A 21,649-nucleotide genomic window follows, 5' to 3' on the forward strand; every position below is an offset into this window, starting at 1 on the left:
GCATCGGTTTTGCCGAAGACCGGCATCCGCCTTTCGGGGCGATGCTTGAGGCGCAAGCCGCCAGCTGTCGTCGATGGTCACAACCGCCCCCTAATTCGATCCCGTCTGGGATATCCAGCCGGGAGCCGCCTGATTATCGCCTGCCACCTTCGACAGCGGGACGGTCGAGGTTTGCTGCTGCGGCGCGGACTGCAACTGCAGCGGAGGCGACGGCGTCTGAAGGTCCGTATCGATGCCGATTTCGACGACATCATGCGGCCGCAAGGTGGTCGTCTCGTCCGCCTCGATGTTGCGATAAGTCCCGTCTTCGTTGCGACGCACGATCCTGTAGTTCTTTTGTGCTCTGCCAAGACCCGGCGTTTCCGTATTCATCTGAGCGAGCTGCGCGCTGTAGCCAGCCTGCTCGCCCAGAAGCTGGGCCACCTGGATGTCGATCGCCGCCCTGCCGATCGCGAGATTGACCTGGTTCAGCAGCTCCTGGTTTTCACTGTTCTGCCGATTGACGATATTGATCTTCGAACGATCGGCTTCGCTGAGCCCCTGGCGAGCCGTGGTCAGAGCGACTTCGAGATCGATCAGGGTGCCTTGTGCATCCGCGACCCCGCGGTCGACCGAGACCTGACGGGAATTGCTGACCAGGCCCTTGCTCACCAGGCTGTTGACATTATCCAGTTCCTTTTGCGCGAGGTCGATCTGCCGCTTCTGCGAATTGATCTTGGCCTCGAGCGACTGGACCTGCTGGCCGTAGAGACGGGTGAGGTCGCTCGCCGCATCGATCTGGCTTTCGACATCGACACGTCGCAGCCGCATCAGGTTCAATTCCTGCGCCTTCAGCTTGTCTACATCGGGCGTTCCGGCGAGCTCGGCAGGGATCTCGAAACTCTGTTCGCCGGCGATCTCGGCACGCAACCGCGCCTGACGCATCAGAAGATCGCGCCGGTTGAGAATGGCCGTTCGATAGGCTCCGGCAGCCTGGATCCGGTCGCGCTCGAAGACGGTATTCTCCTCGCGCTCCCGAAGGAAGCCGCCGGCGATGCTGACGGCCTTCATGACCGTCATATCGGCTTCAAAAGCATAACGCCCGGGGGTCTGCACTGTCCCGGTTACGAAGATCGGCGCATGCTGGGCAATTTCCACGGCGATGAACGGCTTTCCCGGCAGTTCCGCCTTTTCGGAGAGCGCAGTGGCGATCGCATCGGAAACCTGTTCCGTCGTCTTGCCAATCGCCTGCACCTGTCCGGCGATCGGGATCGCCAGATTGCCGGCATCATCGACTGTATATGTCCCGCCGAGTGCTTCCCAGCTGGCATACCGGGAATCCGAAGATCGCCATTCGACGACGCGCAGTCTCACCTGATCTTCCGGCACGAGGGTATAGTTTTCCGCATGGGCTACGCTCCAGCCGGTCACGCAGGAAAATACCAGCAAGGCAAGAGCGGCGGAGATGAGGCGATCGGACAAGGATGTGCGCTGCATTGTCTGCTATCTCCGTTTCGTTGCGATCGACGGCGAAGGCATCTCGCGCGGCGAGGGATTGCCGAATTCGAGAATGCGGGACGGCGAGGCGCGGCCGACAAGAAGATCGGACAGCGCCAGCAAATTGCCGTTCAAACGTCCCCAGCGGTCGATCAAGCGATCATTGAACAATAGGCCCCGCGTATTCGCCAGGATGTTACGGCCGATCTGCGCAACGGCACGGCCCTTCGACATCGTGCCCTTCCGGATCAGGTAGACAGGATTGGCAACCTGCGAATAGCCGAGTCTTCGGCCGGGCTGGCGCCCGGATCTGACGCCGAGATGCACCCCGCGGGCGCCTTCGACGCGTACGGACCTGCCGTAGCGGGCGATGGACCGGCTGAAATCGACATCCTCGAGCCAGCCGTAGAGCGGCAGTTGTTCATCAAAGGCCAGTGCGTGCTCGAGAATGGGTGAAAGGCGAACCGCCATATTGCATCCGTAGGCGTTATAGACTTCCGTCACCTGCTCGGCTCCTTCGGCCGCAGTTTCAAGAACCAGCAGGGCGTTTGACATGCTGAGGCCGCCGTCGAGGATGCCATCGGCCAGAACTTCACCGGTGGCGATTGCCACGTCGGGGTTTGCCGCAAAGACAGCCGCCATCCGCGACAGGAAGGTCGCGGCGGGAATGAAGTCGTCATCCAGGAAGATCAGAACATCCGTATCGGCGGCGGCGGCCTGGATGATCCTGTTGCGCTGAGAGGTCAGGCCGCGGCTGCCGACGATGACTTCAACATCGAGGCGCTCGGTGAGCCCGGCGGCGTCGTCGATCGTGGGCACGCAGACGATCAGCCGCTCGGGCTGGTCCGGCAGGGTGGTGAGATAATCGATCGTCTCCCGCAGTATCGAGGGGCGGCCTGCCGAAGCGATCCCCACAGCCATTCGCAACGGGCGGTTCGCGCGCTCAGCCATGGCTTCAGCGCGGCAAAGAACAGGCGCCGGCCCGATCCGGCCGTCCTGCCTGGTTGCTTCTGCCGAAGGCGAGGTCATGAGTGCATTCTTTCCGGTGCATGGTTGATGACTGCGCCGAGGATCTCCGCGCCGACATTGCGCAGGGTGTCGATGACGCGCAGGGTATCGTCGATCGAGGTGCGTCCGTGCGAGGTGACGACGAGGACACCGTCCAGCTCCGGTGCGATCGCATTGGCATCCGGCGAAGCAGAGAATGCGGAAATGTCGATGAATACGGCGTCGAACTCCTTTTTCAGGTCGGCGAAGCTCAACTGCGTGCGGCGGGAACTCAGGCGAATGGCCGGCGTCACTGCTTCGACCTTGCCGAGGGGGAGGAATTTCAGTGTCGAAGTGAGGGGCAATGCCGCCGTCTGGATCAGTTCGCCATTGTCGAGAACATCGACGAGGCCTGTGGAACTATGGGGCGCGATCGATTTGCTGAGTGACGACCTCTGCGCAGCCGCATCGATCAGCAGCGTGTGAGCCCCTGATCTCGACGACAGCACTGCAAGTTCGCATGCTATAGTCGAGGCTCCGCTGCCTGGATCAACGGCGACGATTCCAATGACGACCCGGCGTTTGCGTCGAAGACCGACGACCGTCGCGCTCAGTTCCGCCATGCCCGGAATAACAGGATAGGCGGCTATGCTGCTGCTGCCGGTACCGGCGGGGAGGAAACGCGCAGGGAGATGGGTCTTCCTCGATGTCGCCAGCAAAGTGACAAAGGGCAGCCCACTGGCTTCAGCGATCTGATGAGGGCGGATGATCCGGCGATCGCCGACGTGCCTTATCATGGCGAGTGCCAAGCCGACGCCAAGACCGACCGCCGCCGCAAAGGCGATGATGAGCGTGCTGCGCGGTCTGGCTTTCGAAAGAGGCAGCGTGGCCCGCGAGACGATCGTGGCATCGGACACCGGGTAGGTGATGCGCTGCCGGGCTTCCGTCAGCTGGTTCAAGGTATTTTCATAGAGGCTGCGGCGGGCATCCGTTGCGCTCTGCAGCTCCGCAAGCTTGAACTGATCGCGCGGGTTGCTCGTGAAGCTGGCCAGGGCGCTGGCAGCCTCGGCCAGTCCACGCTGCTGCTCGCTTACGAATCTTTCCAGCCATTCGCTATATTGCCGGGAAGCATTGGCCTTCATGGCGATATTCTTCTGGATATATTGCCTGGCGAGCATATCGGCGATGTCGACGGCCCTCTGAGGGGTCGACGCAGCCGCTGAGATCTCGATGATCGTCGAACTCCCGACCCGGCGTATTCCTATCATGTTCAGCAGCGTGGCGATCGCCCTATCCTGGATCCGCTCGTCCTCTGCGTGCGGTTGTGCTTGACGCGGCCCTGTGCCTGCCGCTTCCTGCGATTCCGTATCCGGTTCAGAAGAAATCCCCATCAACCAGTTCTTTGCCCTATCCTGCAGCGAAGGCGTCTGATCGACAAAGTCAGGATCGGTATCGAGACCAAGTGCCCTTACCGTTCCGCCGACGACATCGCTGGATCTGGCAATCTCTAGCTGTCCCTCTATGAACGCGTCTTCCGCGAAAGCCCTCTGTGCTTCAGAGCCGCTCACCTGGGGGACAATCACAAGTTGCGTGCCGGCAACGAAAGTCGGGTCGGCGGTCAGCACGTAGGTCCCGGCCATTGCGAGGAAGGCAAAAGTTGTCGCCAGAACCCATAGCCAGCGCATTCTGAGAAAGAAAAGCATATCCCGCAAGGTCAGCGGGGAGTTCCCGCCGGGAGTTGCGGCAGCCAGAGGTAGCGGCGAAACGCCGCTGAAGATCGTGCTGGAGGTCATATCGTCCTAATCCAAAATGGCGAGATCACGGAGTAACCAGGTAGTGGCAGCTTGGAGGGGACGGAGGGAGTAGCATATCTTCCGATTTCGGGCATGATCGGCAGCTCTCCCCTTGCATGCTCAGTATGAGCCACGTTGTGAAAACAGAGCGGGAATGGTCTTGGCAATGATGACGAAGTCCCGGCCGAGCGACCAGTTGTCGAGATAGTGAACGTCGAGGGAAACCCGGTACTCGTAACTGACATCGTTGCGCCCGCTGGTCTGCCAGTGACCGGTCAGGCCCGGGCGCACGGCCATGTAGGCCCATACATGCTCGCCGTAGCGCGGCAATTCCTCGGCGGTGATCGGCCGGGGGCCGACAAGGCTCATTTCGCCACGCACGATATTGATCAGTTGGGGAAGCTCGTCGATGCTCGACCGCCGCAGAATCTCGCCGACTGCCGTGATCCTCGGATCGTCCTTCAGCTTGCGTGTCGCTTCCCATTCGCTTCGCGCAATCGGGTTGTTTTGCAGCAATTCGGCAAGCTGAGCACTCGCATCGGTCTTCATCGTGCGAAACTTGAGGCATCCGAACGGTGCTCCGCCGACGCCGATGCGCGTATGGGAATAGAAGACCGGGCCGCGGTCGCTTATCTTCACGATCACCGCGACAATCAACAGAAGCGGGGAAAGCAGGATCAGTGCAATGATCGCGATGAGAAGGTCTATCGCGCGCTTCGACGATCTGCCTGCCGCACGAGGCAGGGACGAATGGAGATCGCCGCCTTTCGCGGACCGTCCGACACGCGACCAGGCCTCGAAACTATGTGCTTCCCATGTCATCAGTGGTCTCCAAAATATTCCGATTAAGAACCATTCAAAGTTTGCTGCGCCGCACTCTTGTTGTCTGTTACCAAGGTCATAATCCTTAATAAATTCTTTATGCTACTAAACGGCATTCGAGAATTCCGACTAGTCCTCGATGGCCTCTTTTCATTGCAAATGCCAATATAACCTACTTCGAGGTGATAATCCGCAGGTATTCATTTATATTTTTGATATCCACATTTCTATTATTGCTTATTTTTAACTCATGAAGACTTTTTAATAAGCACCTGTCTTCAATCGTACAATCTATCTTCGATTCCGTCGAGATTTTGATTTCGATTGCTGATGTATTTTTGTTTTCAACTAAATGTAGACTTGGTCTTTACGCTATCTCTCTGGGATGTTATTTGACACCCACATTAAGACAATATAAATGATGCAGTGCAGCATTTCCTATGGTTATTCGAGTACTCGGAGTTATGCTCATGGATGGGGCGACACACGCATCAGCTCGCAGGGCCGGCATCGGCAAGACGGCGATATCGGCTAACGGCAGCATTCATCTCAACAGCCGCATCGTCATCGACGACGAATTTCTTTCCTGCCGGTCGAGCGTCCGGCGTTTCCGGCGCGGCGAGGTCATCGCCGGGGCCGGCGTCCTCGTCGATACCTTCGCTCGCGTGCATTCGGGGGTGGTCAGCGCCAGCACGATGCTGCCCGACGGCAGGGAATTCATCGTCGAGATCATTCCGAAATCCGGCCTCATCGGCGAGCTCGAGGTTCTGCGCAGGCAGACGTTGAGTCTCGAATACCGAGCCGGTTCCAACTGCGAACTGCATTTCTTCGAAGGCCGGCTGCTGCGCGACATGTACGCCAGCGATCCCTGCTTTCGCGAAAAGGTCTTCTCCAGGGCGCTGGCGCGTATTTCAGAGCTCGAACTCCGGATCATTGCAAATGCGGCGTCGAGCCTGCAATCGAGGCTGGCCAGCACGCTGCTGCGGCTTTCGGCTGTTTACGGAAAAGATGCGGCAAACAGCGGGGACGAACTGATCATCTCGCAAAATGACCTGGCCGCAACGCTGCCGGCGTCTCGCGAGAAGGTCAATCAATGCCTGCGGCGCCTGCGGGAAAGCAAGATCATCGACGGTGGGCAGGGCAAGATCCGCATTCTCAACCGCAAGGCGTTGGAGGCCTGTGCCAACGGCGCGGTTTCGGTGAAGTGATGCGCCCATCGCTTCCCGGGGTTCTCCGATCTGCCACAAGCGTCGGCCGCTTTCCCGGCCCCGGCACGACAAAGATCGATCGGGTGGTCATCATCGACGACTATTCGGTGGCCAGAGGCGGTGCGACGGCGCTGGCGGTGCTGTCCGCCAAGCTTTTTCGGGGGCTCGACATCCCCGTGACCTATATTTGCGGGGATGACGCCGCCAATGCGGAGCTTGTCGCCCTCGGAGTCTCAATGGTCGGGCTGAACAGCCGCGACCTGCTCAGCGCCGAGCGTGCGAAGGCTTTCGTGACCGGCATTCACAATGGCGCCGCCGTTCGTATGGTCGCGAACTGGATTGCCGCAGAGGACACCGCCAATACCGTCTACCATGTCCATGGCTGGCACCAGATCCTGTCTCCCGCGATTTTCAAGGCGCTGGTGCCGGTCGCCAGACGATGCGTGGTTCATGCGCATGATTTCTTCACGGCCTGCCCCAACGGCGCCTTCTTCGACTATCAGGCGCAGGAAATCTGCCTTCGACGCCCGCTCGGCGGAGGCTGCATTGCGACGGCCTGCGACAAGAGAAGTTATTCGCACAAATTGTGGCGGGTTGCCCGCGGCTCCAATATCCTCCGGCTGCTGAAGGATCAGGCCGATTTCGGCCGGATCATCCTGCTGCACGAGAAGATGGCCGGCTTTCTCGTCGGCGCCGGATATCGGCCCGAACGGCTGACGACGATCCGCAATCCCGTCGCTCCGCTATCCATCAAACGCATCGAGGCGGAGGCCAATGAGGAGTTCGTCTTCATCGGGCGGTTGGATGAGGAGAAGGGCATTGAGGACGCCGTGGCCGCCACGCGCAAAGCCGGCGTCAAGCTCTGCGTGATCGGGGACGGGCCGCTGATGCCGCTGGTCGCAGCTTCGGGAGATCACGTCAGGGCCGTGGGCTGGCAGTCGCATGCGGAGATCGGCCCGACCATCCGCAAGGCGCGCGCCCTGTTGATGCCGTCGCGCTATCCCGAGCCGTTCGGCCTCGTCGCTATCGAAGCGGCCAGGAGCGGTCTGCCCGTCATCATGTCGCGCAGCGCCTTTCTCGCCGAAGAAATGCAAAAAGCCGGCATGGCGCTTGCCTGCGATACGGCTGACGAAAGCGCCTTTGCCGATACTTTGACGAGATTTAGCCAAATGCCGGGGCATGAGGTCCGCGCCATGAGCGAGCGGGCTTTCCGGCTGTCGCCGGATCTCGCCTCGACACACGAGGAATGGCGCGACGCGCTTCTTGCCGAATACCAAAGCCTGATTTCGACGAATGCGGTTCCCGAGCTGACAGACGGTGTGGCGATACAAGGAGTATTGAGTTGACTCTTAAAGCAACAACCTCTCTTCCCGACGCGAGAGCATTTCTCGGCGATGCGCCGGTGATGGCGAAAAGACGCGTCACTGAGGCCGGAGGCGCGAGCGATACCAAGCAGCTTCGTGTCGCCATCGTGCATTATTGGCTGGTTTCGATGCGCGGCGGCGAGAAAGTCGTCGAAGAGCTGTGCCGCATGTTTCCGCAGGCCGACATCTTCACCCTCGTCTGCAACCGGGATCGCATCAGCGATTTTCTGAAGACGCGGAACATCCGCACGTCCTTCCTGCAGAAGATCCCCGGCGCGCAACGGCATTATACCAAGATGCTGCCGCTGATGCCCTTCGCGCTCGAGCAGTTCGATCTGCAGGAGTACGATCTCGTGCTGTCGAGCGAATCCGGACCCGCCAAGGGCATCATCACGCGCGCCGACGCGCTGCATGTCTGCTACTGCCACTCGCCGATGCGCTACATCTGGGATCAGTTCCATGTCTACCGTCATGGCCTGCCCTGGGTGGGTCGCGCCTTGATGTCGATCACTGCGCCCATGCTGCGCGCCTGGGACGTGACGACGTCCTCGCGGGTCGATGTGTTCGTCGCCAATTCCGATTATGTCGCAAGCCGCATCCGCCGCTTCTACGATCGGGAATCCATCGTTATCCATCCGCCCGTTGCGACTGACGATTTTGCGGTGGGGAAGGGAAAAGGCGAATTCTATCTCTATGCGGGACAGCTGACCACTTACAAGCGGCCGGATATTGCCGTTCGCGCCTGCACCGAGGCCGGGCGGAAGCTGGTCGTGATCGGCGAGGGAGAGCAATTGGCTTATCTGAAGTCGATCGCCGGACCGACCGTTGAGTTTCTCGGCCATCAGCCCTTCAACGTTCTGCGCGACCACCTGTCGCGATGCCGCGCCCTGTTGTTTCCGGGCACGGAGGATTTCGGCATCCTTCCGGTGGAAGCCATGGCGTCAGGGCGGCCGGTCCTGGCTTTCGACGCCGGCGGCGCCAGAGAAACCGTTTCCTCGCCGCAGGTCGGGTTTCGCTTCGGGCAGCAGACCACGGAAGCTCTGTTGGAAACGATGGCGGCGTTCGAAGAGGTGGAGGACGATATCGATCCGCATGCAATCCGTGCGCACTCGCTGAAATTTTCTTCCGCCGTGTTCCGCGACCGTCTGTCCGGTCTCATTGAGCAACAACTGTCCACCCATGGCGACCGATCCGCCGACGTCTTCAGAAGACGGCCGGGCTGATGGGAAGGCCGGAGCTGCCTGCCTTGCCGCTGCGACCGAAACCGCCTCAATCCGCCGACGAGGAATAGAAGATAGATCATGTCAAGCGTATCTCAGAGGACGGCGACGGCGAGTATCTGGACCATCAGCGGAAAATTCCTGGCGCGACTGCTCGATTTCGTCAGCCTCCTGATCCTCGCAAGGCTTTTGAGCCCAGCGGATTTCGGCCTGGTCGCCATCGCGACCTCGGTTCTGGTCATCGTCGAGACAATCCTGGACCTGCCGCTGACGCAGGCCCTGATGCGTCAGCCGTCGCCTTCGGACGATATGTTTGCCACGGCCCTTACCCTCAGCCTGCTTCGAGGCGTGGCCATCAGCACGCTGATGATGATCATCTCCTGGCCGATGGCTTTGATCTATGACGATTCCCGGCTTTTCTCTCTTGTCGCCGTGCTCTCCATCGCGCCTGCCATGCGCAGTGTGATCAGCCCGCGCATGGTTCTCTTCATGCAGCGGTTCGATTTTAAACGCGAGTTCGCACTCGATCTCATCACCAAGGGGTCGACGCTGCTATTCGGTGTCGGGGTGGCGGTCGCGACCGGCAGCTATTGGGGGCTGGCGATCGGCGCGGTTGCAGGCCCGACCGCCGCGGCGGTCACCTCATATGTCTTTGCGCCGATGCGACCGAGGTTCAGCCTTTCCGAGTGGAAGCACTTTCAGGACATGATCAGTTGGAACACCGTCTCGCAGGTGCTGAGTTCGATCAACTGGCAACTGGACCGGCTGCTTTTGCCGCGCTTTACCGGCTTGTCGACGTTCGGCGCCTTCAGCGTCGCCGACAATATCGCCGGTATTCCATACCAGACCTTCGTCGGGCCATTGTTGCGTCCGCTGATGGCGGCATTCTCGACCGTCGATGACCGTCGTAATCTGATCGCTGCCTATCTGAAGGCGACGAACGCGATCACCTTCGTGGCAGCGCCCATCCTCATCGCGCTCGCCCTGCTTGCCGAGCCGGCCGTGCGGATTATCGTCGGCGAGAAATGGGCATCTGCGGCGCCGATTCTGCAATGGCTGTGCATCGTCAGTTTGCTCGGTCTTCCCACGAACATGATGCCGCCATTGGCTATGGTCCTGAACAAAACCCGCTATCTCGCTCTCCGGATGTTTGCCGAGTTCGCTGTCAGGGTTCCGGTCACCATCCTGGGCATTGCCTATTTTCAGGTGGCAGGAGCACTGGGCGCGCGGATCGTGGCGGTGCTTGTCGCCTATGCCGCATCGCTCATCATCACGCGACGGCTGATCGGCGCGACGGTTGCCGCTCAGTTGCACGCCTTTTTACGGCCTCTGGCCGCAAGCTTGCCGATGATCGCTTTCCTGCTGTGGATCGAGCCGATGCTCTCCGCCATGCCTGTCGGCCTCAACCTTGTCGTCAGCCTGGCGCTTTGCGGCGGGGCGGCAGTAGCGATCTTCTGGGCCTTCGCGTTGCTGCTGTGGCAGATTCTGGGAAGGCCCGACGGCATCGAGACCATTGTCGTCCAAAGGCTCATGCCGCGACGAAACGGGGTTCTCACCTTTTGATCGAGACAAGTGTAGTCCAACGATTGGTTTGGCGTTTTCGGAGGAGCAGAATGCGTTACGGGATATCTTCTAAGGCTCTGGGTTTGCTCATCGTTCTCGGTCTGGGGGCGTTGCCCGGCCAGCCCAGCGTGGCTCAGCAACCACTCAATATCGATGCGTATCAGCTAACGTTCGAGGAGAGTTTCGACAGTCTCGACGTCTCGGCCTGGGGAGAGAGAAGCTCCCGCTGGATCGCCCATACGCCCTGGAACGGCGATTTCGGTGACGCCCGTTTCACTGATCCAGCCCCCGGCTTTCCGTTTACCACCGATCAGGGAATTCTGAAGATCGAAGCGCGCAAGGAGGCCGATGGAACCTGGCGCTCGGGCCTGTTGTCGTCGGTGAACCCGAAAGGCGAAGGATTCTCGCAGCAATTCGGTTATTTCGAAGCCCGGATGAAGCTGCCGCCGGGCAAGGGCGTCTGGCCAGCCTTCTGGCTCATCGGGCTCGACCGGTCGAAATACACCTCCGAGATCGACGTGCTGGAATACTATGGGCGCGCGCCCTACGAATTCAGCATGGGCTTCCATATCTGGCGTCAGAGCCAGGGCGGCCAGAACAGCACCGGTGGCCATTGGCAAACCGTCCAGGACGGAATTCTGAACAGCGAATATCACACCTACGGCGTCGATATCCAAGCTGACAAGACGAGCTTTTATCTCGACCGTCAGTTCATCTGGAGCTTCGACACGCCGAAGGAATTCCACATGCCGTTCTATCCGCTGGTGAACCTGGCACTCGGCTCGGGTTGGCCGATCGATGAAACGCCGAATCCTTCCATTCTGCTTGTCGACTATATTCACGTCTACCAGCGCAAGCCCACCGACGCGGCAAATTGAACAGCCGGGGATAGCCGTTCCGTCGCTAACGGCCGCAGCTGAGGCCGGTTTGCGGGTCGAAGAGATGCATTGCTTCCTTGTCGAAAAAGAGGGTGAGCTTTTCGTTGTCGCGGATTGGCGTGCGTGGCGGCAGGCAGGCCATCAGGCGCTGATTTCCGGCAAGGGCGGTGACGACGAGTTCCGGGCCGGTCAGCTCTGCCACCTCAAGGATTGCCTCGATCGATGGGCCGGTGCCGTCTGTGCGAAGCGCCTCGGGACGAATGCCGAGGATAAGTTCGCGGCCATCGCCGGCCGTCTCGCGGAAGCGGGCGGGCAGGGGCAGGCTGGCATCGGAGCCTGAAAGCGCCAGGCGGCCGTCACGCACCGTTGCCTTCAGCAGGTTCATCGGCGGCGCGCCGACGAAGGTCGCGACATAGAGCGTTGCCGGATGGTTGTAGATCTCCTCCGGCGTGCCCAGCTGCTCGATGCGGCCGTCGCGCATGACGGCGATGCGGCTTGCAAGCGTCATTGCTTCGATCTGGTCATGGGTGACATAGACGACCGTGGTCTTCAGCATCTGATGCAGCCGCTTGATCTCGGTGCGCATCTCCATGCGCAGCTTGGCGTCAAGGTTGGAGAGCGGCTCGTCGAAGAGGAATACCTCAGGTTTGCGCACCAGCGCACGGCCGATCGCAACGCGCTGGCGCTGGCCGCCGGAAAGCTGGCTCGGCTTGCGGTCGAGGAGGTTTTCGATCTGCAGGAGCTTTGCGGCATCGCGCACGGCATTGTCGCGCTCCGGCGCCGGCACCTTGCGCATTTCCAGGCCGAAGCCGATGTTCCGGTGCACCGTCAGATTGGGATAGAGCGCGTAGGATTGGAAGACCATGGCGATATCGCGGTCCTTTGGATGCACGCTGAGCACCGAGCGGCCGCCGATCCTGACATCGCCGCTCGTGGCCTCGGCAAGGCCGGCGATGATGTTCAGCAGGGTGGATTTGCCGCAGCCGGAGGAGCCGAGCAGCACCAGGAACTCGCCGCTTTCCAACGAGATGTCGATACCTTTCAGCGTGTCGACATCGCCATAGGTCTTGCGGATGTTCTGAATTTCGAGCGCGCTCATCGCACAGGCTCCTCGGGAGATGATGGGCCGCCATAGTTGCGGGGAAGGGTGGATATGGCGCGCGAGGCGACTGCGGTTCCCGCCTGCAGGCAAGAAATCAGCGGCTCATCGCTTGCGAGCGCGGCGAGAAAGGCGGCGTTGAAGACATCGCCGGCGCCGATCGTATCGACGACCTCGACAACGGGTGCAGCCACCGAAACCAGCAGGCCGTCCGGCCCGATCGCGAGAGCGCCGTCCGGGCCGCGCTTGACGACGATGATCGCACCCTCCGGCATATGCGACCTGATGTGACGGGCCGCCTCGACCGGATCGGCAATGTCGGCAAGTGTCGTCGATTCGACCTCGTTCAGAAGCGCGATACCGCTGCGAGAGAGCCATGCGCGTGTCGCTGCACAATTCTCGTCTGTCCAGCCGTCGAGCGGCCAGCCGGTATCGAGCGCGACGGTGATACCATGGCTGTCGGCCCAGTCGAAGAAGGCGTCATAATCCGCTGTCAGGTCATCGGTCAGGAACGAGCCGCAGAGAAGGGCGTAGCCGCCCTGCAGCCTAGCGCCGTCGATGACCGCGAAGACATCCGCCAGGCTGAAGCGCGGCAGGTGGCCTTTTGTCGTGAAGAAGGTGCGCTCGCCGTCCGGATGGGTGATGCCGACGGAGAGCGTCGTTTTCTCAGGATGTACCGGCCACTTGTCGGAACGGTGGCCGAAGGCTTCGCTCAGCCAGCGGCCAAACTGGTCACTGCCGATATTGGCGGCGATCTCGAATTCGACGCCAAGCGCTTGCCAGGCGAGCGCGCTGTTGCCGGCGGCGCCGCCGACCCGTAACTCATCATGATCGACGATGATTTCCGTCCCGGCCTTTGGCCAGGGGGCGGCCGGTCCAAGGATCAGGTCGATGTTGACGTTGCCGATGACTGCAAGCGGCCGCATTCATTCGCTCCGGGTGATCTTGGTGGAGCGGACCGGCGTTCCGGCATTCTCCACGCGGGCGTCGGCAAAGGCGATCATCAGCCGCTGGGCGACCGACAGCATGGCGAAGATCGCAGCAAGACCGGTTGCCCGGGCGAATCGGATCGTCACCGCGCCGGCGACCGACGCTTCGCCCGAGGCGTCGAAAAGGATGACGGGGGCGCCGGTCTCGACAGCGGATGTCGCCATTGCCGTCACCAGGCCGGCCGTCTCGTCGAAGCCGCGAAACAGCACGACGCCGATCTCCGGCCCCAGCATCTCCATCGGTCCGTGGCGCAGCTGGCCGCCTTCGAGCGAGAAGCAGGGACGACGCGACAGTTCCGTCAATCCGAGCGCCAGCGCCTCGGCGATACCCTGCAGCCGGCGGCCTGACGTGACGATGGTCGCGACATTTTCGAGCGCGGTGAGCGCGGCGGCGATGTCATGGTCTTCCGGTGCCTTGAGGGCGGCAATCGCGGCGTCTGGATCTTCGCCGAGGGCGGCGAGGATTGCCAGATGCAGGGCGAAGGTCACCGTCAGGCTCCGGGTCGCGGCGAAGGCAAGCTCGGTGCCGCCGGCGCCAATGAGTGACGGGGCGGTTCTTGCGAGGAAGGAGTTGCCTTCGAGCGTCAGGCCGAAGGTCTCCTCGGTGCCGCCGGTTTCGTTAAACCATCGCAGAACCTCGGCGCTTTCGCCGGATTGCGAGGTGACGAAGATCGTCCTGCCGGCGATCGGCAACGGCTGGCCGAGCTGCTCGGACAGCGGCAAGGCGAGGGCATCGATGCCGCATGCACGATAGAGCGGCTCGACGGCGCGGTTGACGGCATGCGAACCGCCCATGCCGATGAGTAGCAGCCTGCCGGTCTTCTTCAGCGAGGCGGCGGCCCTGGCCGCCGTCGGCTGGGCCGCTTCATAGGAAGCGATCGCATCGGCATGTTGGCGGGCCATTTCGCGATCAATCGCGGCAAGCCCGGCCGGCCGGGTTCTTTCTGCTGTCATGTTCATCCCTTGACGCCGCCGCTGGTGAGCCCCGAAATCAGGGCGCGTTGCATGACAAGACCAATCAGCACCGGTGGCAGGGCGGCGAGCACGCCTGCCGTCGCGATCAGTCCATAATCGGAAACGCGGCCGCCGGCGAGATCGGCGATGGCTACGGTCAGCGTTTTGGCGCGCTGGTCCGAGGTGAAGAGCAGCGCATAGAAGAATTCATCCCAGGCAAGCAGGAAGGCAAAGAGGCTTGACGTCGCCATCACGGGGGCGGCGAGCGGCAGCGTGATGATCCGCAGCGTCTGGAACAGGCCGGCGCCGTCGATCATCGCGGCAGATTCGATCTCGCGCGGGATGGAATCGAAACCCGATTTCATCAGCCAGGTGGTAAAGGGCGCGAGAATTGTCAGATAGACGAGGGCGAGGCCGAAGACGTTGTTCAGCATGCCGAGATGGGAGAGGCCCATATAGAGCGGCACGGCGAGCGCGACCGGCGGCAACATGTAGGTGGCGATCACCATCGACAGCGACCAGCCGACCGAAGGTGTGCGCGACACAGCCCAGCCGGCCGGAATGGCGAGCGCGATGGCGGCGATCGTCGCCATGCCCGCCACTTCGATGCTGTTGCGCAGCGACGAGGTGAAGGCGGCGCCGGCGCTGTTTTCGATCGTCGAAAGCAGTACGCCGTAGCGAGAGAAATCCACCGTCTGCGGCCACCAGCGCAGCGGCTTTGCGGCAAGGTCGGCGGCCGGCGAGATGCTCATGATGAACAGCCACAGGATCGGCGCCAGGATGACGGCGGCAAGCAGCAGCGCGCAGAGATGAATGAAAACAGAAAAGAGTGGGCTCTGGCGTTCCATCAGGCCGCACTCCCGGCGGTCTTGCGCACCAGAGCGGCGTAGCCGGCAGCAAGCAGCGTGACCAGCAGCGTGACGATCAATGCCAGTGATGCCCCCGAGCCTGCCCGCTGGAAGGAGAAGGCTTCCTGGTAGACCAGGATCGACAGCGTGCGCGTGCTGTTGGCCGGGCCACCGCGGGTCATGACCCAGATGATATCGAAGACCTTGAAGGCTTCGATCGTGCGCAGCACCAGGGCCACCATCAGCGGGCCGGCGAGATAGGGCAGGATGACGAAGCGGAAGCGGGCGAAAGCGCCGGCGCCGTCGACCAGCGAGGCGGCGGTGATGTCGCGCGGCACGGCCTGGAGTGCGGCCAGTGCGATCAGCGCCACCAGCGGAAAATTCTTCCAGCAGTCGGCGACGATGAGGGCCGCCAGCGCCGTGCCCGGTTCTCCGAGCCAGGAGCGGTAGGCCTCCAGCAGGCCGAGTTGGGTCAGCGCGGCGTTCAGTGCGCCGTATTCCGGATTGTAGATCAACCGCCAGAGCGTGGCGTTGACGACGGTCGGCAGTGCCCAGGGCAGGATCATCAGGGCGCGAAGCGCGGTGCGGCCGCGAAACTGCTGGTTCAGCAGCAGGGCTGCCAGAACGCCGATCACCATTTCGGCGGCGACCGAGACGATTGCGAACCATGCGGTGGTGATCAGCGTGCGCTGGAAATTCGAGCCGGAGATCATCGTCGCGTAGTTGTCGATGCCGACGAAGTTTCCTTCCGTGCCGACGAGCTTGGCGTCGGTGAAAGAGAGGCCGACGGTATCGATCAGAGGCCAGCCGATGACTGATATCATGACCACGAGAAGCGGCAGCATCAAAAGCCACGCGCGGGTTGTCAGCCAAGTGCCCGACATCAAGGCGACCCTTCTTCATTCACAGGTTATCGAGATCGAACCGGGCGACGGCGGGCGCCGCCCGGGGTTTCGTGCTTTTTGCTCAGAGGCCGCTATTGTCGGCGGCTGACTTCAGCGCATCCTCGGGAGAGGACTGGCCGAGCAGCGATTCCTGGATCGCCTGCTGCAGCGCGGTCGAGAGCTCCTGATATTTCGGCGTCGTCGGACGCGGATACATGGCCGCAAGGCCGATCTTGGCGGCGGAGATCAGCTCTTCCTGGCCCTTGGTGACCGCCGGGTCCTCATAGGAGGACGCCCAGATCGGCAGGCTCAGCTTGGCATAGGCATTCTGCGTCGCCTGCGACGTCATGAAGGTGATGTATTTCCAGGCCTCATCCGGATGCTTGCTGGCCGAGGTGATGCCGAGGCCCATCGAGCCGTTGACGGCCGAAGCCTCGCTCTTGCCGGCAACACCCGGCGCCGGCACGACGCCGACCTTGCCTGCGACCTTGCTGTCTTTCGGATCGTTGGCCATGTTGTACATGTAGGTCCAGTTCAGCGCGAAGGCGGCATCGCCGTTTTCGAAGACCTTGCGGACGTCTTCTTCCAGGAATTCCTTGGAATTCGGATTGGTGAGGCCGGAGGAATAGCTGGAGACCATGTATTTCAACGCATCGAGGCCGCCGCCGGTCTGGAAGGCCGGCTTGCCGTCCTTCAGGAAATCGCCGCCAAAGGCGCTGACGAGCGTGGTGTAGTCGCAGATCGCGGCTTCGGCTTGCGACCAGCTCCAGGCGATCGGCGTGGCGAGCAGGCCCTTGTCCTTGATCGTCTTTGCCTGTTCGGTCAGTTCGTCCCAGGTCTTGGGCGGGGTCTTGATGCCGGCCTTTTCGAGGATTTCCTTGTTGTAGAACAGGTATTTGGTGTCGAGGATCCACGGCATGCCGTAATATTTGCTATCATATTGCACTGTGGTCCAGGCGCCCGGCAGCACGCCTTTCTTCATCTCGTCGGTGACGCGCGAGGAGACGTCGACCAGCACCTTGTTGGTGGCGTATTCGGCCGGCCAGATGACGTCGAAAAGGACGACGTCGTAGCCGCCGCCGGAACCTTGCGCCAGCACCGTCTTGTCGTGCAGGCCTTCATAGGGAACGAATTCGAGATTGACCTTGATGTCGGGGTTCGCCTTGGCGAAGGCGTCGGTCATGGCGCGCACATCGGCCTCGCTATAGGCGGCCTGCGCCATGAAAAGCGCGTTCAGCGCGGTTTCGGCGAAAGCGTGCGGCGCAAGGGATGCGCCGATCAAGGCCGCACCCAGAAGCGTCTTGTTAAAGGATTTCAGCATTGCAGCCTCCAGTTTTTGACATTTACGCATTGCCGAGGGCGATCCTCCGCCATCGGTGTTCGAGAAGGCACGCGCGAAAACGTGCCGGTTTGTCGTCTCGGAGCGTCGTCGGAGCGCCTTGCGGGCTCCTGCGTTCCCTGGAACTCTCCGGTTCCTTATTAAGTCAAGTGTCTTGACTTATTACTTCTTCAACATTCTATTGGAGTCAAGAGGGAATTGCACATGAATGACAGCCGCCCGATCCGGGCCAAGAGCGGCACCAATCACGAAGGCACCAGCGCGCATAATCGGCGCGTGATGATCGATGCCCTGAGGATCAACGGTGCGCTTTCACGCGCTGATCTGGCGCGGGCGACGCGGCTGACCAAACAGACGGTGTCGAATATCATCGAGGAACTCGAGCGCGACGGTCTGGTCAGTTCCCAGGAGGCGGTGAGAAGGGGCAGGGGCCAGCCGTCGACACCCTACGGCCTGGTGCCCGAGGGCGCCTTTGCGATCGGCCTGCAGATCGACCGGCATGTGACGCGGGCGGTCGCCGTCGATCTTGTCGGCAGCGTTCTTGTGCGTGATGAGGCCGGCCTCCCACCAGGCGGTCCGTCGAACGGGACGAAGGTCATCCTCGATCTCGTCGCCGGCGTGCGGTCAAAACTTGCCGGGATCGTCCAGCAGTCGGAAAAGCGGCTGGTCGGTCTCGGCGCTGCCATGCCAGGGCCCTTCGGGGTCGCCGGCAGCGGCGACGATCCGTGGATGATGGAGACCTGGCAGAAATTTCCGTTGTTGGAAACGCTGACTGCCGGTACCGGGCTTGATGTCGGCCTGCAAAACGACGCGGCGGCGGCGGCGACCGCCGAGCGCATGGTGGGAGCCGCCCATGGCCTCGACCATGCCGTCTGCCTCTTCGTCGGTTATGGCATCGGCGCCGGCCTCATTCTGAACGGCGAGCTCTACCGCGGCACCAACGGCAATGCCGGCGAGATCGGCATGGCACTGTTGTTTGCCGACGGCAAATCGACGCCGCTCGAACATCGCGCTTCGCTCGCCTCGCTCTACCAGCATCTGTCGATCGATCCCGCCGATCCGGGCCTTTATGCACGGATCAACGATCTCGCCTTGAGGGGCGATCAAAGCATCCACGCCTGGGTCGAGGCGGCAGCAGTGGATCTGCGCTGGAGCATCCATCTCCTTGAGACGCTGTTCGATCCGCAGACGGTGATCCTCTGCGGCAGCGCGCCGGAAGCGTTGGTGAACAGGTTGATTGCGGCAATCGGCCCGTTGCTGCCCTCGATCGCCGAGCGTCGTGGCCGGACGCTGCCGCGCCTGCAGCCGGGCATGGCCGATCCTTGGTCGGTGGCGCTTGGTGCTGCCGCCGGACCGATCAGCCGTGCATTCGATCCCCGTTTTGCGGCGATCCTGAAGGATTCCCTTCAATCCTGAGGTCTAAATCCTGAGGTTGCACACCAGTGCAACGGCAAAAATGTCAGCGTTTTGCAAGTTTCGTTGCGGCGGAGCAGGCGAATAACGGCGCTCCGTCGTAATATAAATAAATATTAAATATCTCCTAAGAATCCATTGTTTCGAATATAGGTGTAATTTATTGACTACATGCTGAAGCAATCGGCGAAATTTCTCTAAATATTTCCCCGAGGTTGGTGAATAACGACTGTATGAATGTTTTATGACAACTGGAGTTCTCTCTTTTCATGTCATGTAATATTCATTGGCCGCGGCAATTTGAACCAGCTAATAGGGCGTGCACTGAAAGTGCGCGTCCCTTTTTACGTTCGAGGTTCTCATGCAAGCCAAGCTTCTCGGCGCCGTTGGCGCCCTTCTCGCTACAGCGTTTCTTGCTGGTCCCGCTGCCGCCGCCGATAAGACCAAGATTGACTTCTGGTTCGGTAATTCCGGTGACATTGCAAAGCGTGTCCAGGAGCAGTGCGATCGCTTCAACCAGTCGCAGGCCGACTACGAAGTCGTCTGCACCAGCCAGGGCAGCTACGACGCGTCCCTGCAGAACACCATCGCTGCCTTCCGCGCCGGCAAGCAGCCGACCATCGCCCAGGTCTCCGACGCCGGCACGCTCGACATCATGCTCTCCGGCGCCTACTACCCGGCCAACAAGCTGATGGCCGACATGGGCTACACCGTCGACTGGAACGACTATTTCTCCGGTATCTCCGGCTACTACGCGACCTCGAAGGGCGAGATGTACTCCTTCCCCTTCAACTCCTCGACCGCTCTGCTCTACTGGAACAAGGACGCCTTCGCCAAGATCGGCAAGGATCATGCTCCGGCAACCTGGAAGGAAGCAGGAGAAGACCTCAAGGCTCTGAAGGATGCAGGCTATGCTTGCCCGCTCGGCTTTGACATCTCCAACAACGAAGTTTGGCAGTATATCGAGCAGTTCGAAGCCGTAAACGGCGAAGCAATCGCCACGAAGAAGAACGGCTTTGAAGGTCTCGACGGCGAGCTGGTGTTCAACAAGAACCCGCTTCTCGTCAGCTACGTCAAGGACCTCAAGTCCTGGTACGACAACAAGCTTGCCGTCATCAAGAACAAGGCTGTCGGCCAGACCTTCGTCGAAGCTTTTGCCGCTGGCGATTGCCAGGTCATCCTGACCTCGGTCGGCGACCACGGCAATGTTGGCCGCACCGCCAAGCAGGGCATGAACTGGGGCGTTGCCATGCTCCCGACCTACGGCGACGCAACCCGCCACAGCTCTTATGTCGGCGGCGCTTCGCTCTGGGTTCTGAAGGGTCATTCCGACACTGAATACAAGGCTGCCGCTGCCTTCTTCAACTTCATCGCAAAGCCGGAAGAAGCTCTTACCTGGTCGACCGTTACCGGCTACATCCCGGTTCGTAACTCCGGCTTCGAATATCTGAAGAAGCAGGGCTTCTACGACAAGGCTCCTTATGCCGGCCGCGAACTCGCCATTCAGAGCCTGACCGCTTCCCCGGCTGGCGACGCGGCTCCGCACGGCATCCGCCTCGGTGGCCTGCTGCAGGTCCGCACCGAAATCGCCAATGGTCTGCAGGCAATCTTCGTCAACAATGCCGATGTCCAGGCTTCGCTCGATGGGGCTGCCGAACGCGGCAATACGCTGCTGCGTCGCTTCCAGCAGACCTACAAGAACGTTCAGCTCCCCTGATCGCTTGATATGAGCCGCACCCGGCCCGCGTTTCGCGCGCCGGGTGCGTCATAAGTTCTTTAGTCGGCCGCGGATGCGAACTCCCCGCCCGCGCCTAAAGCGCGCCGCTCGCGCTTTAGATCATTATTTCGACACATGTCGTTACCGCAAAACCGCTGCACACTTTTGCTCGACATGCTTTAAACCAAACCAGGACGAAAACGACCACTCATGGAAAAGCGCGTCACTTTCTCCTCAACGACGATCGGACTGCTCTTCGCATTTCCGATGCTGTTGCTGATCTTCGTCTTCTTCTATTGGCCGAGTGCGCAGGCGCTCTATTGGGCGTTCACGCTCGAGCAGCCATGGGGCGGCGGCAATGCCTGGGTCGGTTTCGACAATTTTAGACAGCTGCTCACCGATCCGATCTATTGGGACTCGATCACCCGCAGCATGATCTTTGGCTTCAGCTCGACGGCCATTGCCATGGGGCTGGCGCTCATCCTGGCGCTTTTGACAGATCGTGAACTGCGCGGCCACAAGGTCTACCGGTCCGTCTTCATCTGGCCTTACGCAATTGCCGCTCCCGCTCTTGGCCTCGCCTTCCGCTTCATCCTGGCTCCGGAAGCCGGCCTTCTGTCGGTTATCAACCACGTCTGGCCCGGCCTCTGGAACCCCGCACTCGACGGCAAGGATGCGATGATCGCCGTCATCGTCGCCTTCTCCTGGAAGTATATCGGCTACAACTTCATCTTCTTCCTCTCGGCGCTGCAAGGCATTCCGCGCTCGCTGATCGAGGCCGCCGCAATGGATGGTTCGGGGCCGATGCGCCGGATCTGGGACATCCAGCTGCCCCTGCTGACGCCGACGCTGTTCTTCCTGCTCGTCATCAACATCACCGAGAGTTTCCAGGATTCCTTCGGTATCGTCGACGTCATGACGCAGGGCGGCCCGGCGCGCGCCACCGAGCTCATGGTCTACAAGATCTATTTCGACGGCTTCAGAGGTCTCGACTATTCGGGCGCCGCAGCGCAATCCATCATCCTGATGGTGCTCGTCGTCCTTCTTACCATCTTCCAGTTCCGCTTCATCGAGCGGCGCGTGCACTACAAGTGA

At 61.0% G+C, this 21,649-nt stretch carries 18 protein-coding genes; 8 read left to right on the top strand and 10 right to left on the bottom strand.

All coding sequences use genetic code 11. The annotated features are described in order from the left end of the window. Nucleotides 1-90 precede the first annotated feature (90 nt). The 4 genes from MOV76_RS11205 to MOV76_RS11220 form a co-directional block, all read right to left on the bottom strand. A complete protein-coding gene (locus MOV76_RS11205; protein WP_247264522.1) occupies nt 91-1,476 on the bottom strand; it encodes a polysaccharide biosynthesis/export family protein in 1,386 nt (461 codons plus the stop codon). A gap of 6 nt (nt 1,477-1,482) precedes the next feature. Further along, entirely contained in the window at nt 1,483-2,505 is a 1,023-nt protein-coding gene (locus MOV76_RS11210) for a glycosyltransferase family 2 protein (protein WP_183619322.1), read from the bottom strand. Beyond that, complete coding sequence (locus tag MOV76_RS11215) at nt 2,502-4,256, bottom strand: polysaccharide biosynthesis tyrosine autokinase (RefSeq protein WP_247264523.1); 1,755 nt, start codon at nt 4,254-4,256, stop codon at nt 2,502-2,504. Before MOV76_RS11215 ends, MOV76_RS11210 begins: the two co-directional genes overlap by 4 nt. Before the next feature lie 120 nt (nt 4,257-4,376). After that, the gene (locus MOV76_RS11220; protein ID WP_018446932.1) at nt 4,377-5,078 is read right to left on the bottom strand and encodes a sugar transferase; all 702 of its coding nucleotides are present in this window, start codon (nt 5,076-5,078) and stop codon (nt 4,377-4,379) included. A 470-nt stretch (nt 5,079-5,548) separates the two neighbouring features. Between MOV76_RS11220 and MOV76_RS11225 the strand changes: the two genes are divergently transcribed. The 5 genes from MOV76_RS11225 to MOV76_RS11245 all read left to right on the top strand — a co-directional run bounded on the left by MOV76_RS11225 (nt 5,549) and on the right by MOV76_RS11245 (nt 11,311). Next, nucleotides 5,549-6,286, top strand: coding sequence for a Crp/Fnr family transcriptional regulator (locus MOV76_RS11225; RefSeq protein ID WP_018446931.1), 738 nt, complete (start codon nt 5,549-5,551; stop codon nt 6,284-6,286). Beyond that, a complete protein-coding gene (locus MOV76_RS11230) occupies nt 6,283-7,632 on the top strand; it encodes a glycosyltransferase family 4 protein (protein WP_247264524.1) in 1,350 nt (449 codons plus the stop codon). The genes MOV76_RS11225 and MOV76_RS11230 overlap by 4 nt, the downstream gene beginning before the upstream one ends. After that, the gene (locus MOV76_RS11235; RefSeq protein WP_018243359.1) at nt 7,629-8,873 is read left to right on the top strand and encodes a glycosyltransferase family 4 protein; all 1,245 of its coding nucleotides are present in this window, start codon (nt 7,629-7,631) and stop codon (nt 8,871-8,873) included. The genes MOV76_RS11230 and MOV76_RS11235 overlap by 4 nt, the downstream gene beginning before the upstream one ends. A 78-nt stretch (nt 8,874-8,951) precedes the next feature. Then, nucleotides 8,952-10,433 carry a lipopolysaccharide biosynthesis protein gene (locus tag MOV76_RS11240; protein ID WP_018446928.1) on the top strand — a complete coding sequence of 494 codons (1,482 nt, stop codon included), beginning with the start codon at nt 8,952-8,954 and terminating at the stop codon, nt 10,431-10,433. A 50-nt stretch (nt 10,434-10,483) separates the two neighbouring features. Continuing rightward, a complete protein-coding gene (locus MOV76_RS11245) occupies nt 10,484-11,311 on the top strand; it encodes a glycoside hydrolase family 16 protein (RefSeq protein WP_247264525.1) in 828 nt (275 codons plus the stop codon). Nucleotides 11,312-11,336: 25 nt separating this feature from the next. Here MOV76_RS11245 and MOV76_RS11250 read toward each other — a convergent pair whose 3' ends face one another. The 6 genes from MOV76_RS11250 to MOV76_RS11275 form a co-directional block, all read right to left on the bottom strand. Continuing rightward, a complete protein-coding gene (locus tag MOV76_RS11250) occupies nt 11,337-12,410 on the bottom strand; it encodes an ABC transporter ATP-binding protein (RefSeq protein ID WP_113542480.1) in 1,074 nt (357 codons plus the stop codon). Next, complete coding sequence (locus MOV76_RS11255; protein WP_018446925.1) at nt 12,407-13,336, bottom strand: PfkB family carbohydrate kinase; 930 nt, start codon at nt 13,334-13,336, stop codon at nt 12,407-12,409. The genes MOV76_RS11250 and MOV76_RS11255 overlap by 4 nt, the downstream gene beginning before the upstream one ends. Next, nucleotides 13,337-14,359: an SIS domain-containing protein gene (locus MOV76_RS11260; protein ID WP_247264526.1), complete on the bottom strand. Its 1,023-nt coding sequence runs from the start codon at nt 14,357-14,359 to the stop codon at nt 13,337-13,339. It abuts the gene before it with no gap. Then, on the bottom strand, nt 14,356-15,201 hold the full coding sequence (locus tag MOV76_RS11265) for a carbohydrate ABC transporter permease (RefSeq protein ID WP_012758755.1): 846 nt from the start codon (nt 15,199-15,201) through the stop codon (nt 14,356-14,358). Before MOV76_RS11265 ends, MOV76_RS11260 begins: the two co-directional genes overlap by 4 nt. Beyond that, nucleotides 15,201-16,085 carry a carbohydrate ABC transporter permease gene (locus MOV76_RS11270; protein ID WP_247264527.1) on the bottom strand — a complete coding sequence of 295 codons (885 nt, stop codon included), beginning with the start codon at nt 16,083-16,085 and terminating at the stop codon, nt 15,201-15,203. Before MOV76_RS11270 ends, MOV76_RS11265 begins: the two co-directional genes overlap by 1 nt. Before the next feature lie 82 nt (nt 16,086-16,167). Further along, on the bottom strand, nt 16,168-17,406 hold the full coding sequence (locus tag MOV76_RS11275) for an extracellular solute-binding protein (protein WP_182565932.1): 1,239 nt from the start codon (nt 17,404-17,406) through the stop codon (nt 16,168-16,170). 222 nt (nt 17,407-17,628) lie between these two features. On the opposite strand from MOV76_RS11275, the gene MOV76_RS11280 reads away from it, so the two are divergent. The 3 genes from MOV76_RS11280 (at nt 17,629) to MOV76_RS11290 (ending at nt 21,649) form a co-directional block, all read left to right on the top strand. Then, entirely contained in the window at nt 17,629-18,840 is a 1,212-nt protein-coding gene (locus tag MOV76_RS11280; RefSeq protein ID WP_112904813.1) for an ROK family transcriptional regulator, read from the top strand. Nucleotides 18,841-19,198: 358 nt separating this feature from the next. Continuing rightward, nucleotides 19,199-20,554 (top strand): extracellular solute-binding protein, encoded by a 1,356-nt coding sequence (locus MOV76_RS11285; RefSeq protein ID WP_018243350.1) that lies wholly within the window; start codon nt 19,199-19,201, stop codon nt 20,552-20,554. A gap of 210 nt (nt 20,555-20,764) precedes the next feature. Further along, nucleotides 20,765-21,649, top strand: coding sequence for a carbohydrate ABC transporter permease (locus tag MOV76_RS11290; protein ID WP_018446921.1), 885 nt, complete (start codon nt 20,765-20,767; stop codon nt 21,647-21,649).

The sequence above is a fragment of the Rhizobium sp. PRIMUS64 genome, from assembly GCF_023006465.1.
GTDB classification, from domain to species: domain Bacteria; phylum Pseudomonadota; class Alphaproteobacteria; order Rhizobiales; family Rhizobiaceae; genus Rhizobium; species Rhizobium leguminosarum.

Excerpts from the sequence above, each read along its gene's own strand:
- MOV76_RS11285 (WP_018243350.1), top strand. The coding sequence starts at position 19,199 with ATGCAAGCCAAGCTTCTCGGCGCCGTTGGCGCCCTTCTCGCTACAGCG.
- MOV76_RS11275 (WP_182565932.1), bottom strand. The coding sequence starts at position 17,406 with ATGCTGAAATCCTTTAACAAGACGCTTCTGGGTGCGGCCTTGATCGGC.
- MOV76_RS11210 (WP_183619322.1), bottom strand. The coding sequence starts at position 2,505 with ATGACCTCGCCTTCGGCAGAAGCAACCAGGCAGGACGGCCGGATCGGG.
- MOV76_RS11250 (WP_113542480.1), bottom strand. The coding sequence starts at position 12,410 with ATGAGCGCGCTCGAAATTCAGAACATCCGCAAGACCTATGGCGATGTC.
- MOV76_RS11290 (WP_018446921.1), top strand. The coding sequence starts at position 20,765 with ATGGAAAAGCGCGTCACTTTCTCCTCAACGACGATCGGACTGCTCTTC.
- MOV76_RS11225 (WP_018446931.1), top strand. The coding sequence starts at position 5,549 with ATGGATGGGGCGACACACGCATCAGCTCGCAGGGCCGGCATCGGCAAG.
- MOV76_RS11265 (WP_012758755.1), bottom strand. The coding sequence starts at position 15,201 with ATGGAACGCCAGAGCCCACTCTTTTCTGTTTTCATTCATCTCTGCGCG.
- MOV76_RS11215 (WP_247264523.1), bottom strand. The coding sequence starts at position 4,256 with ATGACCTCCAGCACGATCTTCAGCGGCGTTTCGCCGCTACCTCTGGCT.
- MOV76_RS11270 (WP_247264527.1), bottom strand. The coding sequence starts at position 16,085 with ATGTCGGGCACTTGGCTGACAACCCGCGCGTGGCTTTTGATGCTGCCG.
- MOV76_RS11205 (WP_247264522.1), bottom strand. The coding sequence starts at position 1,476 with ATGCAGCGCACATCCTTGTCCGATCGCCTCATCTCCGCCGCTCTTGCC.
- MOV76_RS11260 (WP_247264526.1), bottom strand. The coding sequence starts at position 14,359 with ATGAACATGACAGCAGAAAGAACCCGGCCGGCCGGGCTTGCCGCGATT.
- MOV76_RS11280 (WP_112904813.1), top strand. The coding sequence starts at position 17,629 with ATGAATGACAGCCGCCCGATCCGGGCCAAGAGCGGCACCAATCACGAA.
- MOV76_RS11255 (WP_018446925.1), bottom strand. The coding sequence starts at position 13,336 with ATGCGGCCGCTTGCAGTCATCGGCAACGTCAACATCGACCTGATCCTT.
- MOV76_RS11245 (WP_247264525.1), top strand. The coding sequence starts at position 10,484 with ATGCGTTACGGGATATCTTCTAAGGCTCTGGGTTTGCTCATCGTTCTC.
- MOV76_RS11240 (WP_018446928.1), top strand. The coding sequence starts at position 8,952 with ATGTCAAGCGTATCTCAGAGGACGGCGACGGCGAGTATCTGGACCATC.
- MOV76_RS11220 (WP_018446932.1), bottom strand. The coding sequence starts at position 5,078 with ATGACATGGGAAGCACATAGTTTCGAGGCCTGGTCGCGTGTCGGACGG.